Origin of the sequence: Kamptonema sp. PCC 6506, assembly GCF_000180455.1 — a bacterium.
In the GTDB taxonomy this organism is placed as follows: domain Bacteria; phylum Cyanobacteriota; class Cyanobacteriia; order Cyanobacteriales; family Microcoleaceae; genus Kamptonema; species Kamptonema formosum.
The window spans coordinates 40,870-64,723 of sequence record NZ_CACA01000141.1 but is presented as its reverse complement, the minus strand read 5'-3'; the positions used below and the strand labels follow the sequence as shown (position 1 = coordinate 64,723).

The window sequence follows — 23,854 nt, the reverse complement described above, 5'->3', positions numbered from 1 at the left end:
TACTTATGAGTTTACTTCAGATATTGGTTTAAAAATTCCCGGATTTGTTTAAGCTGAAACCCTTTAGCAAGTTGGCGCAAATGGGTGACAAATGGAACTAATTGTGGATCTACTATTTCAAGTCTGCTAATTTCCTCCAAAATAGCTTCGATGTCACCAATCACAACCAACTTTAGTAATGCAGAAATTGACTCAGAGTCAGGAGTATGGATAGAGGAAGGATAGTCAAGAGATTTTTTAGATTCTCCTTTTTTCCTAATTCTTTCTTCCCGATCTTCATAAATCCATTCTAAATCCAAATGTATCCGTAGCCGTTCTAAAAGTTGTGATGCTTCTACAGGTTTGCGGAGAAATTGATCGCAGCCTGCGAGCAGGCTTTCTTCCTGAGTATTATGAAAAACGCTAGCACTTAGGGCAAGCAAAACTACATTTTTTAGTTCTGGTATTCTCCGCAGACACCTGGTAGCTTCAAAGCCGTCCATAACTGGCATTAGCAAGTCCATTAAAATCACATTTGGTAAAAATTCTACTGCTTTTTGTAAACAGTCTTTGCCGTCTGCGGCCTCCATAATTTCAAAGCCAATGCGGGAAAGTAACCTCCGCAACATCGCGCGATTGATATCGTTATCATCTACTATTAGCACTTTCCGCTTATTGCCTGTGAAACCGACAATTCTGCCTTTTTCTGGGGGTGCGGCTAATTCGCAGTAAGTGCCTGCTGATGGCAACTCTAAATCTATCCAGAAAACACTCCCTTTGCCCAAACTACTTTTGACACTAATTTCACCCCCCATCATTTTCACTAATTTATAACTAATAGAAAGTCCCAAGCCTGTGCCTTCAATAGAATAAACGCGATCGCTAACTTGGTGGAATGGCAAAAATATTTCTTCTAATTTGTTTTCCTCTATGCCGATACCAGTATCTTCTACTTGAAACCGAATTTTGGTAATTGGTAATGGGTAGTTGATAGCTGTTAGTTGTTCGGTTTTAGTTGTTCCTTGTTCTTTTTTACTGGTAATTCCCAGTCCCCAGTCTCCAGTCTCTCCCCAGTCTCCAGCTTCTACATAGCCAACTCTAAAAGTTACGCTGCCACTGTTAGTAAACTTCACTGCATTACCCAGTAAATTAATCAAAACTTGCCGTAACCTTTTATCATCACCACAAACATAGGTAGGTAGGGAAGATATTTGCTCGCAAGTAAAGGCAATATTTTTTTGTGCAGATCGCATCTGGAATAGGTCGGCAATATTTTTGACGAAATTAGGTAAATTAAACTCTACGGGAGAGAGTTCCATTTTTCGGGCTTCAATTTTTGAGAGGTCTAAAATATCTTCAATTAGGGTGAGTAGGTGTTCGCCGCATTGCTGAATATTACCCAGGCTTTCCTGTTGGTCTTCAGTGATATTTTTGTCGGCCTTGATCAATTGAACATAACCTAAAATTCCATTTAAAGGTGTGCGGAGTTCGTGACTCATATTCGCTAGAAATTCGCTTTTAGCGCGGTTAGCAGCTTCTGCGACTTCTTTCGCTTGTTGCAAGGCGGATTCTGCCTGCTTGCGATCGCAGATTTCAGTTTTAGCTTGTGCGAATAACGTCGATTGTTGGATGGCAATCCCCAACTGCACGCACAACTGTCTCAGAGATTCTATCTCAGATGGCTGCCAGACACGGCGGCCCGTGCAGTGGTGGGCAATCAGCAGACCCCAAAGCCGAGTTTGAATTGGGGATTTTGAATTCTCCTTGTTATATTCTGAATCGGGACTATTTTGCAGAATTGGTACTACCAAAAAAGCTTTCACCTGCAACTGCATCAGCAAATTCAGATAGCAAGCATTTAGATCGCCAACATTAATATCTTCTACGGCTTGAATTCTCCCTTGCTCGTAGAGAGAAACATAGAGTTCCGTAAAGCAATTATCTTGAATATCTTGACCAAGAATAGACCTACAAAACTCATCAACCGACTCGACAACTACAAGGCCAGTCCAATCAGGATTAAATCGGTAGATAATCGTGCGCTCTATTTGTAAAAATTGCCTGACTTCCAAGACAGCGGTACTGAGGACTTCTTCAAGGTTAAGAGACTGACGAATGCGCTCAACGCTGGCTCCTACAAGTCGCTCTCGCTTTAACTGCTGTTGCAATGCAACTTCGGCTTGTTGGCGTAACCGCAGCTCGTTATAGACATCGCTGATGTCGCGAGCTACCCAGATTACTGAATTTTCCGACACGGGAGAAATAGTGGCAAAAAACCACAATTCACAGTTGCCTGCGAACAAGCTGTACTCAAAATTAACTGTCTGCTTTGTTTCTAGAGCTTGCCGAATTTTACTCAAAAAAAGCTCGTCCCTGGACTCGTTTAAAAATTTTTCTATTGTCGGGGTAATAGTATCAATAGCATTAGCATAAAGGCGAGCAGGGTTTGTGGGGGCAACTTTTACATTAGTCGCTTCCGCATCAATAACGAGTATAATATCTGTCATTGCTTCAAATAGAGCGTTCATTTCCGCATAGGAATTTTGTAGTTTTTCTTCGAGAATTTTACTGTCGCTGATGTCTTTATGAGTACCAGTCATCCGTAGTGGTTTGTTCCATTCATCGCGAACTGTTACTTTTCCGCAATCGGAAATCCACTTCCATGCGCCAAATTTACTCCGCATTCGATATTCTGCTTTGTAGAATTCAGTTTCACCTTCTAGGTGGCTATTCCTGGCTGCAAGTACACTTTCTTTATCATTTGGATGTAGCAATTTTTCCCAGGAGTTAATACTTTCTTCGATCTCGTCAATTTGATAGCCGAGCATGGTTTTCCACTGAGCATCAAAATAGGTTTTGCCCGTGCTAATATTCCAATCCCACAGTCCGAGAGCGCTAGCTTCCATTGCTAAGTAAAAGCGCTCTTCGCTCTCCCGCAAAGCTGCTTCTGCATTTTTGCGCTGGATGTGAAAACTCAACTGAGCCACAGCAGCTTTTACCAGTTCAACTAAATGAGGTTGGTGGACAATATGATTGCGGTTAAAGAAAACTAAGACAGCAAAAACTTTTTCTCCCTCGCAAATTGGTACGCCAAAACACGCTTTTAATCCCATTTTAGCGGCAATTTGGGAGCGCTTAAAAGTTGACAATTCAACGAGGGTAACATCTTCTATCCATTCTGGCTTACCTGTCATCCAAATTCGGCCTGCTAACCCCTCTCCTGGTGGATATTGCAAATTTTTGCTTTCGCGCCGAAACTGTTCTAAAGCGCGATCGCTGGCATACCATCCATCGCTACATTCTAAAAATGTGCCTTCAGCATTAGGAATCCAAGCTTCTGCCAAATCCCAGCCAATGTTAGCACAAAATAATCCCAAAATGACTGTTAAGGCATCCTGAAAATCCAAGGAGCGATTAATCGCACCAGTTGCTGTCAGTAATAATCTGATTTCTATTTCTGTTTGCTTTTGTTCGGTGATGTCAGTCGCAGTACCAAGAATTTGTTTGAGCTTACCTTCTGGGGTTCTGGTGAAAGTTGTATCGCGGCTGCAAAGCCAGCGCCAACTGCCGTCTCGATGTCGGATGCGGTATTCTATTTCAAAGATGTCCCCATCACTGCTATTTTCTATTTGTTTGAGGTAAGCAGGTATTCTGACTAAATCTTCCGGGTGCATTAGAGTGCGGAAAATTTGAGGGCCTATTGCTTGAATTTCTACTGCTGTATAGCCGAGAATCTGGTAGACACCAGAAGAAACGTAAGGAAAAGATATTGAACCGTCTGGTGATAGTTGGAATTGATAAATTATTCCTGGTATGTTAGCGGCTAGTCTTTGGAACCTAGCTTCACTTTCTTGTAAGGCTTTTTCTTGACGCTTAGACTCTGTAATGTCTCTAATTGTACCTACTAAAAATTTACGACCATCTGCTTGTTCAAGTATAGTTTTTTTAGTGGAAATTATGTGCAAATTCCCCTGACCATCCGTAAAATTTTCTTCGTTTTCATTGGTTATGCCTGTCCTAAATACCAGTTCGTCTTTTTCTCGAAAAATATCAGCTTCTTCTTTAGGAAAACAATCATAATCTGATTTGCCAATTAGTTCACTATGAGGCTTTCCCATGAGCTGGCAAAAGGCATTGTTTAAAATAATCCAGCGATGCTGCTCATCTTTGACAAAAATAGGGTCAGGATTAGAATTAATTATGTGGTTTAAAAATTCTTCTGAACATTTTACTGGTAGTTTATAGCAGCCATTATCGCGATCGTTATCGATGCTATTTGACGGGGTAATAATGGCTATGCTCACTAGGTTATTATCAATTGCCGAGGTATATTTCTCTGTACTTTGCTGTAGAATTTGTTGACTATGTTGGCGCTCGACTGCGTAGCGTAGAGAGCGAATTAAAATTTCGCTGTTGATTTTAATTTTTATTAGATAGTCTTGGGCTCCAGCTTGGATTGACTGAATGGCTAATTCTTCATTAGTATTCGAGGTCAAAACTACTATGGGAGTATTGAGGCTGTATTTTTTTAACCGCGCAACGGTATCTATTCCTCGACTGTCAGGTAGTGAAAGGTCTAATAAAATTACGTCGAAATTTTCTTGATTGAGGAGTTGCTGCGCTCTGCTGACGCGCTCTACTCTGGTAATAGATAAGTGCGGCGCAAAATTGCTGGTCAATAAAAATTCTTCAATTAATTCGGCTTCCTCTAAATTATCTTCTACTACTAGAAGTTTCAATCCCTGGTTTGTTATATCTTTTTTAAAAAATGTTGTCATTTTCATTAACCATAAACGTTAAGAGAATTATCTACATTTGTAAGTAGGAGGACATCATTAAACCTAAACATTGCTTCTGAAAGCAGGGTATCTCACTCTTTTCTCTGGCGCTCTTGATATATAACTAAATTTTTCTGCCTTCTGCCTTCTACTTATCAAAAAGTATGTTGTCAAACAGTTGCTTTGTCAACAAAACTTTAAACTATTTTAATTATTTTGCTAAGTTACTGGCAGCAGCTATTTAAACCGATGCGGGTGAGAATTAAGGCTTGGAAACTACTTGACAAATCCGATTTCTGCCTTTTGCTTTAGCTTGATAGAGGGCGCGATCGGCACTCTGAATTAGGCTGTCGGGAGAAGCATCAGCAAGGGGAAGTGCGCTAGCAATTCCAAAACTGAGGGTGATGTACGGGTTAATACTGGATTGGGGGTGGGGAAGCTTCAGTATTTCTACGGAGGTGCGAATTGCTCTGGCGACAGCGATCGCGCCTTCTATGCTTGTATTTGGCAGAAGTACGGTAAATTCTTCACCGCCGTAACGGGCAGCTAAATCGGCCGGACGTTTGATAGAGGTGGCGATCGCACAGGCAACTCGGACTAAACAGGCATCGCCAGCAGGATGACCCCAGCAATCGTTATAAAGCTTAAAAAAGTCGATATCACAGATAATTAAAGATAGCGAAACTAGCTCTCGCGCGCACCGCCGCCACTCCAAGTTTAAGGCGCGATTAAATTGGCGACGGTTGGCAATTCCGGTTAATTCATCTGTAGTCGCCAGTCGCTGCAATTTGCGGTTAGCTATCTCTAAGTGGCCGTAAAGTTCTGACTGCTGAATAGCAAGTGCTACTTGATTTGCCAACTGCTGCAAAAAATCCACTTCCCACTGTTGCCACTGCCTAGAATTACTGCAATGATATACTGCCAATATCCCCCAAAGCAGATGTTTTTTGGGCAAACGATCGAGTAAAATTTTCTCCCCCTCTTCCCATTTTTCAATCTCTTCATCTCCCCCTTTTTCGCTATCCCACTTTTGCCTTCTCAGTTCTGATGTTTGCCATATAGGTACTGTCAAAACTGCTTTAATATGAAATTCGGCAAACAATTTTTTGTCTTCTGCATCTAGTTGTGCCGTATTGATATCTTCTACTGCCACAAAAGATTCCGTCTTGCTTACCCAGTCACAAGAAAGAGCTAAAGGTGCATCAATATCTCGGCTACCAACATAGCAGTTAAAAGACCCATCAGATGCGATCGCAGCACCTTCTTTCTCCTCTTGTCCTGCTTTTGTGGAACCTCGGCACCGATAAATTACAACGCGGTCAGTTTTCAGAAATTGTCGCACTTCTGCTACTGTCTTATGAAGAATATTGGCTAGTTGAATAGAACCACCTGCAAACACGCTGGCCGGCACATCAGAGTAGTAATCTAAATCGCTATTGGGTAGAGAAATTGAAATAATTGAAGAGCGGATACGCTCGATCATTCGCCCTAAAAGTTGCTCTCTTTGGGCTACTTGCCGCAAGGCTTCCTCCGTTCGCGATCGCGCGATCGCGTAATGCACAGCACGAACTAGCAATTGCCCGGAAAACCCCCTTTTGACTAGGTAATCCTGTGCTCCACAGCGTACTGCTTCAATTGCCATGTTTTCATCATTGAGTGAAGTTAAAACGACTATTGGAGCAGTTAATGCTTGTGCTTTCACGCTTTTGACAGTATCAATTCCAAAGCTGTCCGGTAAAGACAAATCTAATAAAATCGCGTCAAACTCTCCCTCTAGCAAACTTTTTAGCGCTAAGCTGAGGCGAGCAACTGTTTTGACCCGAATCTCGATATTACTGACTGAATCTAAAAACTCTTCTATCAGTTCGGCATCTACAGGGTCATCCTCCACCAAAAGAATTTTAAGCAATTGGTTAGGCGGAAGCACAACTTTAGCAGTGCGATCGGTGGGACGATATATCATCAGCCTATAGATAGTATTGGTCGTTAGCACGTCTGTTAATACCTACTACTCACAATATACCTAAAATATGCAAATAAGGGAAATTTTAAAAAATCTTATAAGTATTTGGCTCTAATTAAACCTAAAATACTGATTCTCAGAAAGCGCCCTGATAATAGTCACTTCCCTTTTGCCTTAGCTTGAGCCTTAGTCTGAGCCTTCTACTTAGTAAATCTCTCTAACTTTATGCTAAAATAATGTGATTAAAATTGGCAGCCTCATAAAACTCAACTCAAAACCACGCAGTGTTGCGAGGTACGAAGCAATCTCACAACTTAAAACTCCGGTGGTAGGGAGATGATTTCAAACCAGTAACGGCACAAGGTATTCATCACCTCAACTAAGGCCTCAAAAGTTATAGGTTTAACTATGAAAGAATTAGCACCCAAGCGGTAGCAGTGAAGGATATCTCCATCTTGCTGTGAGGTAGTTAGTATCACTATCGGGATGTGGCGGAAGTTGGGGTCAGACTTAATCATCGCTAGGGCCTCTCTACCGTCCAACTTCGGCATATTCAAATCTAGTAAGATGAGATTTGGGCAGGGTGAATTATTAGGATCGCCATATCGATCGCGGCGATACAAATAGTCTAGCAGTTTTTCGCCATTTTCAACACAGTAAAATGCGATCGCTAATGGAACTTCTCGCACTGCCTCCTGCACTAGAAAACAGACATCCTCGCTGTCATTAGCCATTAAAATAGTAAATGTTTTTATCTCAGAGGCCACAGCTTTATTCACTCGCGGTGACTTTGGGACACTACGCAAATTTGAATAATTATCAATTATGCGTCAGACGACAACCTTGATAGTAGAAATAAGCTGATTCTGCATGGCAGGGTTGATTAACTGACAAATTCCCCAAAGTTTCTTGGCGGTATTTATAATAATAGATGGTAGGTTCAGTACCATCCGCAATCACCAGCCAGTTCTTATGTATTTATACATAAATAATACCTAGCCTCTTGAGGTCGCACAGCTTCGCCCACTATCTCCTAATTGGTAATTATAGCAGTATCAGGACTTACGCACCCAACCACAAAAACCGAGTTTTTTACGAAAATACTTCGTTATGACCCAGAAATTCTCTCAAAAACTGTTCGGCTGACGCTCACGGCCCAAGCCCGGTTTCTGTGACGACCTGCGTAAGTCCTAAGTATATTACAGTTTAATATAGGGAAGAGTAAAATAAAAAATTGCGCCAGCACCTAGTTGAGATTCTACCCAAATTTGGCCGCCATGACGTTCCACAATCTTTTGACAAATTGCTAAACCAATGCCAGTACCAGTATATTCTTCCTGTGTATGCAGTCGCTGAAAAATTTGGAATATTCGCTCTGAATGTTTGGAATCAATGCCAATTCCATTATCGCTGACAGAGAATAACCAGTCTGTTTCCCGACGCTCAGCATTAAGGTGAATTATCGGGGGCTCGTCGCGGCGATACTTAATAGCATTCCCAATTAAATTCTGAAACACTTGCACCATTTGAGAACAATCCCCGATGACTGTAGGTAAGTCACAGCGGCTAACAGTGGCTTGATTTTTGCGGATGGCTAAGTGTAAGTTACCACAAGCTTCTTCAAAAATTTGATTGCAATCTGTTGGCTCAAAATCTTTACTTTTCTTACTAACCCGCGAATATTCTAGCAAATCATCAATTAGCGACTGCATACGCACAGAGCCTTTAATCATTTTCTGAATAAACTTCATCGCATTAGCGTCAATTTTGTCTCTGTAGCGCCCTTCTAAAAGTTGAGCATAGCTGGCTATTGTTGATAGAGGTGCTTGCAAATCGTGGGAAGCAACATAAGCAAACTGTTCGAGTTCCGCATTAGAACGAGCCAATTCTTCTTCTGCTTGTTTGCGGGCTGTAATGTTGTGAAAAGTCACTGCGAAGCCGTCATTTAACTTAACAGCAACAATTTGCAACCAACAAGGACTAAGCTTTTCCTGTTCGTAATAAAACTCTGTATCTAGTGGCTCTCCTGTTTCGACTACAGAAACATATAAATCAAAGAGACCATTTTTGCGATGCAGAGGCATTTCTTCTAACAAATATTTACCAACTAGCTCTTCTGATTTGAGATCTAAGATGGCTTCAACCGAGTGGTTCACCAAAATCCATTGGAAATCAACAATCTTTCTCTCTTGGTTCCTGACAGTAGCAAAAGCGGCTATCCCATCGAGAGAGCTGTTCAATATACTTGCTATAAGTGACTGCGACTGTTGCAAGAGAGCATTTTGCTCTTCTAATTTATTTTGCAGCTTTTGAAGGGCAATTTGGGTATCAATTCGAGCTAAAACTTCTTCCACTTGAAACGGCTTAGTAATATAATCTACGCCCCCCACTTGAAAAGCTTTAATTTTATATTGAACATCATCTAAACCGCTTAAGAAAATGATGGGAACTGAGCGAGTTGATTCCATAGATTTCAGCTTTTGACAAAGTTCATAGCCGTCCATATCCGGCATCATAATATCAAGTAAAATTAAATTGGGTGGAGAGCCAAGCGCGGCATTAAGCCCTAATTGACCAGAGATCGCCCTTTTAACGTTATACCCCTGATCTGTCAGAATCTTTGATAAAAACCGTAAATTACTGGGTTGATCGTCCACAATTAATATTTTGAGCTTATTATTATCCATTGTCTTCATATTAAATTGGCTATACAATAGCTAAATCAAATAGTTTTTAGGAATTTCAGTAACTACCAGCGAGCATCGTCAACTTATTCATGCCCAAGTTCTGATTCTATAATTGATTGAGTTATACGCACTATTCTATCAAGACGGAAATCCTCTAGCAAATCTTTTAAAGCATCACCTAAAACCACAAAATTTTCTGGTATTTTGTCAATTAACTGGCAGACTAAATCTTCATTAACTTCGTTAGCGGCCTGATTTAGCTGTTGTACCCAATTCAATGGCATCTGACTCAGCAGAGGCAAAAAGAAGGAATCGGGTCTTTCGCTGATAAAATAACGCAGACCTGGGGTAGTATTTATGACTGGGGGTAACTGCTCGTAAATATAGCGCACTCCTAAGAACTCTGTCATCTTTTCAAAGATTACCTGTTCTTGGAAAGGTTTACGAACAAAATCATCGCAACCTGCTGCGATAATTTCGTCCCGTCTTTCTTCAAAGGCACTGGCAGTTAGAGCAATAATTACAGTATGATAACTATTAATTGGGGATTGATGATTGATTAATGATTTCTCCTGTTTCTCCCTTTCTTTAGCTCTAATTTGTATTGCAACTTCCATACCATCAATTACAGGCATCCGCGTATCAAGTAAAATTAAATGTGGCTGCCAACTATCCCAGAGAGTCAGTGCTTGTTCGCCATTTTCAGCTTCTAGAACTTCAAAACCTATTGGTTGGAGCAACTTAACTAATAGCAAGCGATTTTCTTGAGTATCGTCAACTACTAAAATCCGATAACTTCCTTGGTCTGCCTCTAATGTGCTCACCCGTTGCAGGGGTTGCTCTATGACTTCATAAGCGTCTGCTCGGCTAATTTGGATATTAAATTTAAAAATTGTTCCTTTATTTAAAGCACTGACTGCTGTAATATTTCCCTTTAAGAGCTGTACAAATTTTCTAGTAATAGTTAAACCTAATCCTGTGCCTTCGGCGGATTTACGACCAGCTTCGCTTTGTACAAAAGCATCAAATAAACTGTCAATTTCTTCTGGTGCTATTCCAACCCCAGTATCTTCTACTTCAAAGGTGATTGGGAATGGTTCGCTCTCGGAAACCGTTGTATGCACTAATCCAGGTTTTGACTCTATCCCACCCAAATTTACTCGTAAAGTAACACTACCATTTTCAGTGAATTTAATTGCATTTCCTAGCAAGTTAATTAAACATATACGCAATTTTTTTTCATCAGCTTTGATATAGTGAGGCACATCAGGATGCACGGTAAATCTCAGTTTTAAACCTTTTTTTTCTGCTTTGAAGTGAAACATCTCTTCAAGAGTGTCAAGAAGTCGATATAGGTCAAAGCTGGTTTCGGATATAGTAATTATACCGGCTTCGATTTTGGACATATCCAAAACATCATTAATCAAATCCAGTAAGTGTTCGCCACTGCGGTTAATAATCCTCAGATTTTCCAACTGATCCGTACTGAGGAAAGGGTCGCGAATCATGACTTGGGTAAAGCCTAAAATAGCATTGAGAGGGGTACGTAATTCGTGGCTCATATTGGCGAGAAATTCACTTTTAGCTTTGGAGGCAGCGGCGGCAGATTCTTCTGCTTTTTTGCGTTCAACTATTTCTTTTTGCAGTTGTTCATTTTGCTGAATCAGTTGTTTTTGCAGTCTTTGAATAGTCAGTTGATGTTCAACTCTGGCAACAACTTCTTCTACTTGGAATGGTTTGGTGATATAGTCTTCGCCGCCGACCTGAAAAGCCTTAACTTTATCCAATACTTCATCTAAAGCGCTAATAAAGATTACGGGAATTTTTGAGGTCTGGGAATCAGCTTTTAGTTCTTCGCAAACTTCATACCCATTCGTGTCGGGCATTCTGATGTCGAGTAAAATTAGATCGGGGGGAGCTGAACGTGCTGCTCTGACTGCCATTTTGCCGTTAATTACGCCTCTGACTTTATATCCACTTTCAGACAAGGTTGCAGATAAAACTTGTAAGTTTTCTGGAGTGTCGTCAACGATTAAAATGTTACCTTTATTAATTTCTGTGTGATTGCTAGTCATTTTATTGGCTGATTGCTAATTTTGGGGGTTGATTGCAAATCGCTAATCGCTAATTGCTTTCCTTCGATTAGCTATTAGAGAGTATTAAAAAAAATTAACTACAAATTTCTAAGTTCCTCAATTAAATCCAGAATTTTATCACAGCGGAAGTTATTGACTAGCTGTGCTAATGCTTTACTCAAATTAGCGCGCTCGCTAGGTATTTCGGAAAGCAACTGAAAAATGTTGTCGTTATCAACAGAGTCAGCCGCATCGTACAATTTATCGATCCACTCAAGAGGCATCCCTTGGAAAGATGAAGGCTCTAAAATAAAGGATGAATCTGATTGTCCGCTTTCTGATTCCTGATTTGTTAAAGATGGGGATCGCCTTCCGCTTGGGGACGAAGATAAAACTTGTTCTTCATAAAGATAACGTACTCCTAAATATTTAGCCATCTTTTCTAAGATCACCTGTTCTCGAAACGGCTTGGCTACAAAGTCATCACAACCTGTTGATAAAATAATAGATCGCTCTTCATCAAAAGCACTTGCTGTCAGGGCAATAATTACTGTTGCCTGACCTTTTAAATGGGCTTTAATTCGTTTTGTGGCTTCATACCCGTCCATCACTGGCATCCTCATATCCATCAAAATTAGGTGGGGTTCCCAACTAGACCACAAATCAACAGCAACTGCTCCATTTTCGGCGGCGCGCACACAAAAGCCGAGTGATGTCAGCAATCTTACTAGCAGAAGTCGGCTTTCAATACGATCGTCAACGGCTAAGATCCGGTATTCTGGTTGTCCTGCTTCTAGTCCAATGACCCGCCTAGTTGTTTCTGACCCTTGAATTTCAACTATATCAGGAAGACTAATTTCAATGTTGAATTTGAAAATACTTCCCTTATTTATATCGCTATTGACGGTAATATCTCCTCCCATTAATTGCACAAATTGTCTGCTAATTGGTAAACCTAAACCAGTTCCTTCTTGAGCTTTCATACCTGATTCTGTTTGTACGAAAGGCTTAAATAAGTTGTCTATTTCTTCGGGTGCAATTCCCAAACCAGTATCTTCAATCTCAAACTGAAGGAAGAAAGAAGAATCATCAGAAAAGCAGAGCGAATTTTTTATATTTTTAGTTGACTCTGTTAACTCCCAATTGTAGATTTTCTCCTGGTTTTTGGCGATCTCTATTGGCTCTAAATCTATAGATTTTAATTGCTTTACGGGGAAATTATCTTTTTGACTTATTCTTTCATCTTCTTTCTTTTTTATTGCTTCTTCTTTCATTCTGACACGCAATGTCACTCCCCCTTCTTGCGTAAACTTGATCGCATTTCCTAAAATATTAATTAAGGTTTGGCGTAATTTACTTTCATCTGTTTGCACATATTGGGGAAGGTCTGGGGCAATATCAATAATTAGCTGCAAATTCTTTTTTTCTGCTTGTAACTGAAACATCTTCTCTATACTTTCTAGCAGGCGATAGAGATCGAAATTGTTTTTATTAACCGTCACCTGACCTACTTCTATTTTGGACATTTGCAGAATATTGTTGATCAGATTAAGTAAATGTTCTCCACTACGGCTAATAATTCCTAAGTGTTCTTTTTGCTCGAATTTGAGGGACGAATCACGGGCTAGCAATTGGGTAAAACCGAGAATAGCATTCAGAGGAGTACGCAGTTCGTGGCTCATATTTGAAAGGAACTCGCTTTTCGCTCGGTTGGCTTTATCAGCAGCTTCTTTTGCCTTTTGCACCGCTATTTCTGCCTGTTTTCTGTCGCTAATATCCATCATGATTATCAATAGTTTCTGTACTTGTCCCTGCTGATTTAAAACTGGTTCTCCTCTGGCTTCTATGTGGCGAATAGAACCGTTAGATCGTACAATTCGATATTCTATTTTCTGGATTTTACCTTCAACAAGAGTGCTGTTAAATTTTTTTTCCCAAAGTTCTCTGTCGTCGGGATGAATGTACTGACGAAACTCCTCACAAGTGGGTTTAGGTTGATTTGGATCGAGATCAAAGATTCGGAAGAGTTCTTCTGACCAAGTAGTATTATTATTCAATAGATCGACTTCGCAACTACCAACATGGGCTATTCGCTGAGCTGCTGCTAAAAAAGCTTCTGAGGCGCGAAGTTTTTCTTCTGCCCGTTTGCGATCGCTGATATCCTGACTGACAGAAATTACGCAGGTTTGTCCTTGGATCTCAATGATTTCTGCTGAGAGGAGCGCTGTTCTGATTTCGCCTGTTTTTGGGCAAAATTGAAATTCATAGTTGCGAACTATACCTTGTTCTGCTAAGCCTTGAAAAAGGCGAGCGCGGTCTTTTTCATTGGCCCAAAGACCTAGCTCAATAGCAGTTTTACCAATGATTTCTTCGGAGGTGCAACTAATCATAGCGCAGAAAGCATCATTAACTTCGATATGTTGTCCGTCGCTAAGTCTAGTAATAGTAATTGGGTTGGGAGAAGATCGAAAAGCCTTAGCAAACTTTTCCTCAGAAAGTCGCAGTTCAGCCGTCCGCTGCTCTACCAGCGTTTCTAGTTCCTCATTTAGCTGCTGAAGTTTAACATTTTGATCTGCTAGTTGTTTGTCCTGAGAATAACTGCGAATTGCTTCTCTTACGGTCAAAATCAGGTCGGACTGGTGCCAAGGTTTAGCGATGTAACGATATAGTTGAGCATATTTAATAGCATTGGAAACAGCTTGCAAATCAGCTTGCCCGGTTAGCAAAATTTTGATTGTTTTCGGGGAAATACTGTGAATCTGCTTTAACAATTCATCCCCTTTTATATCGGGCATGAAGTAATCAGAAATCACTAAAGGTACTTCGCATCCCTCTTCGTCGATCAGCTCAGTTACTAACTCTAAAGCATCGACCCCTCCTTCCGCAGTTTCAATTGTATATTCTTCCCCCAGCGCCTTTTTTAGCTCAATTTTCAAACTTTCTAAAATTGTCGGTTCATCATCAACACAGATAATTACAGGTTTATTCATGATTTTTTCAACCCAGATTTTATCGTTGAAATCAATTCCTTCCTGTCCCAAGGCTTGTGCAAGCAAGCGTGTAGTTCCGCCTTCTTCTTAGCCCGATCGATAGCTGACTCATCGGCTTGACCTGTCAACATTACCTTAACAATATTTGGATATTTTTCATGAACTTTAATTAGAAATTCATCTCCCTTAATACCGGGCATTAACCAATCAGAAACAATCACTAAAATATCAGTCTCTTCATCTTTTAATTCTTCAATTACTTCTAATGCTTCGTCGGCACTTTCTGCCACTTCGTAGGCATAAGTATCCCCAAACTCTTTTTTGAGTTGGATTTTCAAACTATTTAAAACCACTATTTCATCATCCACACATAAAATTGCTGACTTAGACATGAATTTCCCTCCTAGTTTTGATTGAACGGCAAAGAGACAGTAACTATTGTTTCTTTTACTTGGCGATACCCATAAATTTTACCCAGATCCCGATCCAATAATTTCTGTTGCACTATCTAAACCCAAATCGCTGCGCGATCCTGGGTTTAGTGGTAAAAAATGGAGCAAAAATTTTCGGTAGAATCTTTGGGGAAATGCCCTTAGCGCCATTAATATTTACCACTAGATTATTTGCCTGCCAACTTGCGATCGTATTTAAACCCCCTTATTACCCATGACTTGCCAAGCATTGTAAATCCGATTTATTCACAATTTATTGAGTTCATGAAGATAGCATAACATAAATAGCAACTCTCCTTCATAGTTTCTGTGCCGTTCCATACTCTCTTAGAGTTGGGTTGCGATCGAGAGTTGAGAGAGTATAAATATATCGATCGGTTCTAGGTAAGCCTTTTAACTCAGTTGTCCTCGCGCTAGCAGCGACAATTTACCCGAAAAATGGATGATGACCGGATTATATTTCTGTGCTTAGTTTAGAAGCAGCATTGGCTAAAACAAGTCTATATTTATGGCTATTTTACTAGATTTTAATTTCCCCTTAAAATTATTTTAGTTTGAATTGAGGGGCAAAACTACAGTAAATCGAGTTTTTCCTGACCAAGATTCTACTTGAATTTCGCCCTGATGTTTGTCAATGATTTTTTTGACAATATCTAACCCTAAACCGCTGCCTTCCCCAGGGGCTTTAGTAGTGAAGAATGGCTCAAATATTCTCGGCATAATCTCTGGAGGGATACCTTTCCCTGTATCGATGATGCTGACTAATAAGCTTTGCTCCTGTTGCTTGACTTCAATGTGTAAAGTGCCTCGATAATTCATCGCTTGCAAAGCATTATAAAGCAAGTTTGTCCAAACTTGATTCAGTTCATCAGGATAGCACAGTATATATGGCAAATTAGGGTCGTAGCTTCTAACTACTTCAACACCTTGTTTGATTTGGTAGTGGTAAAGAGTTAATACGGTTTCTATTCCCTCAGCGATATTTGCAGATACTTTTTTGCCAGAATTATCATAACGACCGTAACTTTTTAATGCAAATACTATTTTGGCAGCACGTTCTGTGGCAGTCGCAATCGTGCGGGTACTTTTCTGGACTGTGGCAAATTGATAGGCGGCTTGTAAAATAGTTTGACTATCGGCGGCTTTTAACAGAGGTAAAAATGGTTCGATTTCACCGCCGACACCGATATCTGCTAAGGTACAGGCAAGGCTGTCGGCTTCTGCAATTTCTTGCGATTCTAGCTGACGCTGCAAAGATTTTTTGAGCTGGCGTTTTTCTTTACTTGATAAGGTATCTGCTTGCTGGGTTGACTTTTGCAGCAGGGTAAAGAAATACTGTTGGCGTTCTAAGGATAGTTCTTGAAAAAATCTTGGTAAACGTTCTAAATTTTCTGTAAAAAACTCTAATATATTCTGTACAGAGGAGCGAATTGCTGCTAAAGGAGTATTGATTTCATGGGCTACTCCGGCAATTAGTTGTCCTAGAGCTGCCATTTTTTCTGAGTGAATTAACTCTTGTTGTGCTGTTTGCAAATTAGTAAGGACTAGCGCTAATTCTTGGTTGCTTGCTGCCAGTTGTGCCGTGCGTTCTTGCACTCGTTGTTCGAGTTCAGCGTTGAGGCGGCGCACTTCGGCTTCGGCTTCGGTGCGATCGCAAATTTCCTGCTTGAGTTGAGCGTTAGCTTGTCTCAGTTCCAGGGTTTGGTGTTTAATTTGTTCTTCTAAACTTTCATTTAGCTGCCGCAACTTCTCTTCTGCCTGTTGCCGCTGCGTTGCTTCCTGTTGCATTTTCTCATTAACTGTTCTCAACTCTTGGGTTTTTTCTGCGATGGTTTGCTGCAAAATTTCTACAGTAGCATACATTTCGATGGGATCTATTGCATACAACAGGGTAGATTGCGTCACAATTCCTACTAAATATCCATCTGTATCTACTACCACTAACCGCCTAATTTCGTGCTTTTGCATCATCTCATGTGTCTGCCAGAGATTAGTATTGAGTTGTACTGGTAGCAACGGAGAACTCATCAATTTTTCTGCGGGAATTTGGGCAATATCAAGTCCAGTCGCTGTAAATTTAACCAGATCTTTTTCGGTAATAATGCCAATAGGTTTGAGGGGTTTACCATTAGCAATCGCTTCTGAATAACCGCAAGATTGGCAAATAACTACGCAGCTTTTTCTGTTGGTTGCCATCTGCTGAGCAACTTCAAAAACTGAAGCATTTGCAGGGGCAGTAATTACCGCTGTTGTCATAATTTCTCCTACGCGCCCCATTTGCAGCAAGTCAGTGGGTTTGAGAACCTGTCGCAAACTATCGGGGGTGACAACACCAATCGGGTATCCTTGCTCGTCTACGATGGGCAGGTGGCGAATTTTGGAGGAACGGAACAGGGCTAATACTGAGTAGATATCGCCAGCTTCTAGAAAGGCGATCGTAATCAAATTTTGCGTCATTACTTGGGAGATAGCAACTCCTTCTAAAGGGGTTTTACTAGCAGTGAGTTTGACTACATCGCGCTCGGTAAAAATCCCCATTAACTTGTTTTTTTCTACTATCAATGTATAGCTAGCGCGAGAGTAACTCATGGCTGCGATCGCTTCCGTAACAGGAACGCCCGGAGCTATTAGCAATGGATTGCGATCGATTGCTCGCTCTAGTAAACTTTGTGTATCAGAAAGATTTTGTGACATGGGAAAGCCCTAAAAGGTGATCGGGAATGACACAGTAAATATCGTTTTACCAGGCAGGGAGTTAACTTCTATTTTACCAGTATGCCTTTCAATAATTTTTCTGGCAATATCCAATCCCAAGCCGCTGCCTTCTCCAGGTAGTTTTGTGGTAAAAAATGGCTCGAATATTCTTGGTATAATCTCAGGAGATATGCCTTTACCGCTATCGATTATCTTAACTAAGATAGTTCTATTTTGTTGTTTTACTTCTATTGTTAAGGTTCCTTTGTAGTCCATTGCTTGCAGCGCATTGTGAATAAGATTTGTCCAAACTTGATTGAGTTCATCGGGATAGCAGAGAACAGACGGTAAATCGGGTTCGTAGTTCCTGATTACTTCGACTCCCTGTTTAAATTGGTTATGATAAAGAGTTAATACAGTTTCAATTCCCTCCACGATATTAGCTACTACTTTTTTACCAGAATGATCGTAACGAGCATAACTTTTCAAGGCAAATACTATTTTTGCTGCTCTATCTGTGGCTGTTTTAATAGTAGCAGCACTTTTTTGGATGCTAGAAATTTGATATGCTCGCTGTAAAATTATAGCGTTGCTCTGGTCTTGTATACATGGCAAAAAAGGTTGTACATTATCGTAGACTCCGATATCAATTAGGGTGTCAGCAATCGTGTCAGCTTTTTCAATGGTGTGGGCTTGAAGTTCCAGAATTAAAGCTTTTTTTAATTGTCTTTTTTCTTTACTAGATAAGGTCATTTGTTGATGGGTAGAATTTTCCAGCAAGGTAAAGAAATCAGAGTAGCGCTCTGGTGATAGCTGTTGGAAAAATTCGGGTAACTCCGAGAAGTCGCTCGCGAAGAAATCGATAATATTTTCAACGGACGAGCGAATGGCTGCTAGAGGAGTATTAACTTCATGGGCAACTCCGGCAATAAGTTGTCCCAGTGCTGCCATTTTTTCTGATATAATTAATTCTTGTTGTGCGGCTTTGAGATGTTCAATAACTTGGGAAAGTTCTTGGGTACGTTCTTGCACTTCGATTTCTAAATTGCGGTTATATTCTGCTAATAATTTCTCTGCTTGTTTGCGCTGGGTAATATCTGTAAAAGCTGCAAGCGCGTAAGCAATATTTCCCTGTTCGTCATATATAGGAGTTCCCCAAACTTCTATGGGAATAATCTTGTCAGGTTGGTGGATTTCCATATTGTCAATGTTGACACTTTTTCCTTGCAGCGCACATCTAATAGGATCGTATTCTTTGGGGTAAATTTCTTTACTGTCCGCGAGATACATTTGGTAGATTTCTCTTAATTGGTCGGCAGTAGCATCAGCAACTAAACCTTTTGCTAGCAACTGCTCAGCGTGAGAATTCACATAGTAGGGTTGACCCTGATCGTTGACAATAAACACGCCTACAGGCATCGCTTCCAGAAATTGAGCCAGCCGTTGTTCGCTGTCTTGCAATTTCTTAAAATACCTTTGTAATTCCTCTGCCATCCGGTTAAAAGACTGAGCTAGCTCCCCAAATTCATTAGAAGTAACAATATTAACTCTACTGCCAAACTCGCCACCACTAATTCTAGATGCAGCAGCAGCCAGGTATTTTAAGGGAATAGTAATTGACCTAGAAAAAATGATTCCCAAAGCAACTGCTGCCAGCGCAGCTATTAGAGTCGCGCCGCTCATTACTAACACCATTGAGCGCACGGGAGCATAGGCTTCCGATGTGGGGAGTTCTACAGCAACCATCCATTGTACCCGTCGCACTATGGTAGCTGTTCCGACAACTTCTTCGCCGTTTAATCCTTGATAAACAATAGCTGGCTGTATCTCTGGAGATAAGGATAATTTGAATAATTCTCGCACAAATGGACGGTCTTTGAGGTTTTGCAGGTTAAATCTACTAGGGTTGCTGTCTTTTCTGGCGATTAAAACTGAACGGTTGTCTAAAATATAGGCATAGCCAGTTTTTCCAACTTGCGTCCTATCCACAATTTGAGTCAAAAAATTGAGATTAATTTTGGCAAATAAGATGCCAGCAATTTTATTTTGACTATTGCGGATGGGAAGGGCTAAAGTAGCGACAGGTAAATTTATTTCGGAGTCAATTTCCACTGGACTGATATAATTTTGACCCATTCTAAATATTTCTAAAAACATCGGTGAATTACCAGATATTTGAAGTAAAAGTGAACTGGAAAAAGAGATAGGTGCGTAGGGTGACATTGCCTGCACGACTTGACCGCGCTCGTTGAGAATGCCAACTATTTCATAGGCGCTATTGCTATTTGCCAATCCATCTAGAATCCGGCGCTGAGTTTCCGAGTTAAAATCTGTTAAGCCGCGCAGTTCAGAGAGATAGTTAAGCTGGCGCTGCAAGTTGTCTAAATAACCGCTAATTTTGTTAGCTGCTCCCTGCGCTCGCTCTTGCTGAAGTAACCTAGTTTGTTCTGCTTGTTCGCGAAAACTGAGATAGGTTAATGCACTTCCAGCTATTAGTACGCTGGAGACAACGATCGCAACTAAACCATAACGGAGCTGATTAGCGATTGACAGCATTTTATTTTTGTGACTTACTATTTTAGCTTCGTTCATTGAAAGGGGCCCCATTGACTAAATCCCTGCTTCCATACAGCATCCTCTACCCAAATTCGCTTTTTAAGTAGCCCTAAACGAAAAAAGGTTTCAGCAATCCGCTGCTGTTCTTCAATCGCTCGATCTTGAATAGGTATTGCGTCATAGCGGCGGCTTTTAGTTACTATTAAAGCTGTGGCAGGTTTCATCCTTATGCTAGTAGTTAAAATTTGAGCAGCTTGTTCGGGGTAATTAGTTATCCAAATGCCGATCTTATGCGCTTCTTCTATTACAATTTTGATAATCTCCGCACGGTCGTTCGCGAAGGAACGAGTCGCGATATAAAAATTTCTGTCATTCATTAGCCCGTCGGTATTAGTCAGGAGGCGAACGGGCGTATTTTCTTGCAACTCAGCTAAAAATGGATTCCAGCCAGCCCAAACATCGACTTTTCCCTGCTTAAATGCTGCCTGTCCTTGAGGCGGTAGTAAATCTACAAATTCTATATCTTTTAGTGTCAAACCACCTTTACTCAAGGCCTGAATTAAAAGATATTGACCTGCGGATGCCTTTGTTGCTGTTATTTTCTTTCCTTTTAGATCCGCTAGCGTGCGAATGGGCGAATCTTTAGGAACTAAAATACCCATACTTTCAGGCGTTGATGAATCATTAGCAATATAGACAAAATCTACCCCATTAGCTTGAGCAAATATGGGCGGGATAACTCCAGCATAACCCAGATCGATTTTTCCTTCCCCCATTGCTTCTAGGATCTGTCTACCTGCGGAAAATTCAGTCCATTCTACTGAAAAACCCATTGATTCTAAGCGCTTTTCTAGAGTAGCTTGATTTTTGAGATAAACTAGGGTTCCGTGAGGTTGATGACCGATACGAATAACTTTTGTTTGTGAGTGGAAATCTTGGAGTTGAGATGTGTTAAGCGAGTGTGGTAAAATGTAGCTGCCGAGCATTAAACTCAAGCATAAGCCTAGAAGAAATAATACTAGAAAGGTCAATTTCCAATGCTGTTTGATTTTAGTTAAAACAGATAGGAATGAGGAGCGAAGCCGCGAAAAATCCATTTTTTTGTTGATTGGTAATTGTCATGCTTTAATTTAGACAGGAATTACACATTTATTATGTAATATTGCTCAAAAATTTTCCAGCTTGAGGGTCAGGAAATAGGATGGGCGAACTTAAGGGAGTTAATCAATTATTACACCTCAACTGCTTACTGCGTCAATACCTTTCCCGACAAGGCATACAAGATTTTCCCAATAAATTTTCAGCCATTTTACTAACTCCCTAATCTTCCCGGCAACAATCTTGCTTAAATTTTTATAGTAGTAGTAATCTTAACGGACAGCGCTTGTTACTATAAATGATTCAATACCTAAAATCAGTTCTTACTGCCTCAGCCATTGTCTTCGTAAGTTCCGCTCTAGCAAGCAGTCCCGCTATCGGCCAAACTGCTACATTTTTCTGCGGTACTTCCAGTGGCAATCCAGCTACAATTGCTACCCAAGAAGGTAAGAATATTCCTGTTATCTTGTGGGTAGCTGATAACTATTTCTCGGAATCAGGAGAGGATGCTATCACCAGATGTACGCGAGTGTCAGGAATTTTAAATACTTACCGTCAGCAAGGAAACTGGAATAATATTATTACAGCCACTAAATCTCAAAATGGACAGTCGCTTATTTGTGCAGCTAATTCTCAAGATGGTTCCTGTAGATTATTGTATCAAGTTCCCAAAGGTCTAACTCCCGAACAAGCCAGACAAGAACTGATTAAAAGAGTTAATAATCCTAGTTTAAATACACCACCTATCCAGGTAAATTGATTGATTATAGCTAGGGGCTAGGGGCTAGGGACTAGGGACTAGGGACTAGGGAAGAAGGGAATAGAATAAGTGGGTTTCAGTAATTTAGAATGTCCTAACCGCCTTGGCGGTTGCTATAATTGTATCAAACCAATAAAAAAGTCCGCATAGGCGGACTTCGTTTATGTAGTAGCGATTTTAATCGCCCGATTTCTCACGTAACGCCGCCTTCTTGGCAGTTCAATTACTTTCAATCGCCGGAGCTCTCAAAGAAACAAATTTCTCACTCTTAGCTTTCGCCACCAAAGAAGGCACGGAATCTCGCAACCTCGCTGTCAACTGTACAGTAGTTGCGTCATAAACCTGAGTCAAAATCTTCGGATACAAACCAATCCCAATAATGGGAACCAACAGACAGGCAATAATAAACACCTCTCGCGGTTCCGCATCCACTAGAGCTTCGTGTTCCACCAACTCCTTATTCTCAGGCCCATACAAAATTTCGCGCAGCATAGATAGCAGATAAATCGGAGTCAAAATTACCCCAACCGCTGCTAAACAGACCACAATTACTTTAAACGTAGGATTGTAAGCATCACTTGTGGCAAAGCCTACAAACACCATTAATTCTGCTACAAAACCGCTCATTCCCGGCAAGGCTAAAGAGGCCATTGAGCAAGCAGTCCACATCGCAAAAACTTTCTTCATTTTCTTACCCACACCGCCCATTTCATCGAGCATCAGCGTGTGAGTGCGGTCGTAAGTACAACCCACTAAAAAGAACAAACTTGCCCCAATTAAACCGTGCGAAACCATTTGCAGCACCGCACCACTCATGCCCAACTCTGTAAACGAACCTAGACCAATCAATACAAACCCCATGTGGGAAATTGAAGAATAGGCAATCTTGCGTTTTAAGTTACGTTGAGCAAAGGAAGTAAGCGCTGCATAAATGATATTCACCACACCTAAAATTACCAACATCGGCGCAAACACAGCGTGAGCATCTGGCAGCATTCCGGCATTCATCCGAAACAAAGCATAGCCGCCCATTTTCAGCAGAATACCTGCTAGCAACATATGTGCTGGTGCTGTTGCTTCTCCGTGAGCATCAGGGAGCCAAGTATGGAGGGGGAAAATCGGTAACTTTACGCCATAAGCTATGAGGAAACCCCCGTATAACCATAACTGCAAAGTTAAACCGATATCCTTATTTGCAATTGCCCGCATATCAAAGGTGACGGTATCGCCATAAAAGGCCATCGCCAATGCGGCAAGCAAAATAAACAGGGAGCCACCTGCCGTGTAGAGGATAAACTTAGTCGCCGCATAAAGCCGCTTCTTGCCGCCCCAAATTGATAAAATTAGGTAAACTGGTACTAATTCCAGTTCCCAAACTAAGAAAAACAACAGCATATCCTGCACGGCAAAAACTGCAATTTGTCCGCCGTACATTGCCAACATCAAGAAGTAGAAAAGCTTCGGCTTAAAAGTGACCGGCCAAGCAGCTAAAATTGCTAAAGTAGTAATAAAACCAGTTAGCAAAATCAGGGGCATTGACAAGCCATCAGCACCCACAGACCACCTTAAGTCAATTTGCGGAACCCAAGAGTAACTTTCCACCAATTGCAGTCCTGGGTTATTAATGTCATACCCAGTGTAGAAAGCACAGACAATCAGAGCAAAATCAATCAGTCCTACAATCAGAGCATACCACCGTACAGTCTTGCCGTCCTTATCTGGAATGATAGGAATGAACAGCGATGCGAAGATAGGAAACAGGATTACGGTTGTTAGCCAGGGAAAATTAGCTGTATCCATTGTGTTCAGAAGGGGCTAGGGG

At 40.9% G+C, this 23,854-nt stretch carries 13 protein-coding genes; 1 reads left to right on the top strand and 12 read right to left on the bottom strand.

The annotated features are described in order from the left end of the window. Window positions 1–11: 11 nt before the first annotated feature. The 11 genes from OSCI_RS08330 to OSCI_RS08285 all read right to left on the bottom strand — a co-directional run bounded on the left by OSCI_RS08330 (window position 12) and on the right by OSCI_RS08285 (window position 21,271). Entirely contained in the window at window positions 12–4,757 is a 4,746-nt protein-coding gene (locus OSCI_RS08330; RefSeq protein WP_007354474.1) for a PAS domain S-box protein, read from the bottom strand. Window positions 4,758–5,019: 262 nt separating this feature from the next. Beyond that, window positions 5,020–6,750, bottom strand: a complete 1,731-nt coding sequence (locus tag OSCI_RS08325; protein ID WP_234708725.1) for a diguanylate cyclase — start codon at window positions 6,748–6,750, stop codon at window positions 5,020–5,022. A 284-nt stretch (window positions 6,751–7,034) separates the two neighbouring features. Then, the gene (locus tag OSCI_RS08320) at window positions 7,035–7,454 is read right to left on the bottom strand and encodes a response regulator (protein WP_007354472.1); all 420 of its coding nucleotides are present in this window, start codon (window positions 7,452–7,454) and stop codon (window positions 7,035–7,037) included. An 85-nt stretch (window positions 7,455–7,539) separates the two neighbouring features. Next, window positions 7,540–7,680, bottom strand: a complete 141-nt coding sequence (locus tag OSCI_RS29765) for a hypothetical protein (RefSeq protein ID WP_007354471.1) — start codon at window positions 7,678–7,680, stop codon at window positions 7,540–7,542. A gap of 239 nt (window positions 7,681–7,919) precedes the next feature. Continuing rightward, on the bottom strand, window positions 7,920–9,407 hold the full coding sequence (locus tag OSCI_RS08315; RefSeq protein ID WP_234708724.1) for a response regulator: 1,488 nt from the start codon (window positions 9,405–9,407) through the stop codon (window positions 7,920–7,922). 83 nt (window positions 9,408–9,490) lie between these two features. Continuing rightward, window positions 9,491–11,482 (bottom strand): response regulator, encoded by a 1,992-nt coding sequence (locus OSCI_RS08310; protein WP_007354469.1) that lies wholly within the window; start codon window positions 11,480–11,482, stop codon window positions 9,491–9,493. Between the two features lie 98 nt (window positions 11,483–11,580). Beyond that, window positions 11,581–14,472: a response regulator gene (locus OSCI_RS08305; protein ID WP_007354468.1), complete on the bottom strand. Its 2,892-nt coding sequence runs from the start codon at window positions 14,470–14,472 to the stop codon at window positions 11,581–11,583. After that, window positions 14,469–14,864 (bottom strand): response regulator, encoded by a 396-nt coding sequence (locus tag OSCI_RS08300; RefSeq protein ID WP_007354467.1) that lies wholly within the window; start codon window positions 14,862–14,864, stop codon window positions 14,469–14,471. The genes OSCI_RS08305 and OSCI_RS08300 overlap by 4 nt, the downstream gene beginning before the upstream one ends. Window positions 14,865–15,473: 609 nt before the next feature. Further along, entirely contained in the window at window positions 15,474–17,618 is a 2,145-nt protein-coding gene (locus tag OSCI_RS32215) for a CBS domain-containing protein (RefSeq protein ID WP_007354466.1), read from the bottom strand. A 9-nt stretch (window positions 17,619–17,627) separates the two neighbouring features. Continuing rightward, complete coding sequence (locus OSCI_RS08290; protein ID WP_007354465.1) at window positions 17,628–20,210, bottom strand: cache domain-containing protein; 2,583 nt, start codon at window positions 20,208–20,210, stop codon at window positions 17,628–17,630. Continuing rightward, window positions 20,207–21,271 (bottom strand): sulfonate ABC transporter substrate-binding protein, encoded by a 1,065-nt coding sequence (locus OSCI_RS08285; RefSeq protein WP_019487736.1) that lies wholly within the window; start codon window positions 21,269–21,271, stop codon window positions 20,207–20,209. Before OSCI_RS08285 ends, OSCI_RS08290 begins: the two co-directional genes overlap by 4 nt. A gap of 299 nt (window positions 21,272–21,570) precedes the next feature. Here OSCI_RS08285 and OSCI_RS08280 point away from each other — a divergent pair, with 299 nt between their 5' ends. After that, on the top strand, window positions 21,571–22,032 hold the full coding sequence (locus OSCI_RS08280) for a COP23 domain-containing protein (protein WP_007354463.1): 462 nt from the start codon (window positions 21,571–21,573) through the stop codon (window positions 22,030–22,032). Window positions 22,033–22,251: 219 nt separating this feature from the next. On the opposite strand, the gene OSCI_RS08275 is transcribed toward OSCI_RS08280, so the two are convergent. Next, the gene (locus OSCI_RS08275) at window positions 22,252–23,832 is read right to left on the bottom strand and encodes an NAD(P)H-quinone oxidoreductase subunit 4 (RefSeq protein ID WP_007354462.1); all 1,581 of its coding nucleotides are present in this window, start codon (window positions 23,830–23,832) and stop codon (window positions 22,252–22,254) included. Window positions 23,833–23,854: the final 22 nt, after the last annotated feature.

Coding starts and splice junctions, on each gene's coding strand:
- OSCI_RS08330 (WP_007354474.1), bottom strand. CDS start 4,757: ATGACAACATTTTTTAAAAAAGATATAACAAACCAGGGATTGAAACTT.
- OSCI_RS08320 (WP_007354472.1), bottom strand. CDS start 7,454: ATGGCTAATGACAGCGAGGATGTCTGTTTTCTAGTGCAGGAGGCAGTG.
- OSCI_RS08315 (WP_234708724.1), bottom strand. CDS start 9,407: ATGGATAATAATAAGCTCAAAATATTAATTGTGGACGATCAACCCAGT.
- OSCI_RS08310 (WP_007354469.1), bottom strand. CDS start 11,482: ATGACTAGCAATCACACAGAAATTAATAAAGGTAACATTTTAATCGTT.
- OSCI_RS08305 (WP_007354468.1), bottom strand. CDS start 14,472: ATGAATAAACCTGTAATTATCTGTGTTGATGATGAACCGACAATTTTA.
- OSCI_RS08300 (WP_007354467.1), bottom strand. CDS start 14,864: ATGTCTAAGTCAGCAATTTTATGTGTGGATGATGAAATAGTGGTTTTA.
- OSCI_RS32215 (WP_007354466.1), bottom strand. CDS start 17,618: ATGTCACAAAATCTTTCTGATACACAAAGTTTACTAGAGCGAGCAATC.
- OSCI_RS08290 (WP_007354465.1), bottom strand. CDS start 20,210: ATGAACGAAGCTAAAATAGTAAGTCACAAAAATAAAATGCTGTCAATC.
- OSCI_RS08285 (WP_019487736.1), bottom strand. CDS start 21,271: ATGGATTTTTCGCGGCTTCGCTCCTCATTCCTATCTGTTTTAACTAAA.
- OSCI_RS08280 (WP_007354463.1), top strand. CDS start 21,571: ATGATTCAATACCTAAAATCAGTTCTTACTGCCTCAGCCATTGTCTTC.
- OSCI_RS08275 (WP_007354462.1), bottom strand. CDS start 23,832: ATGGATACAGCTAATTTTCCCTGGCTAACAACCGTAATCCTGTTTCCT.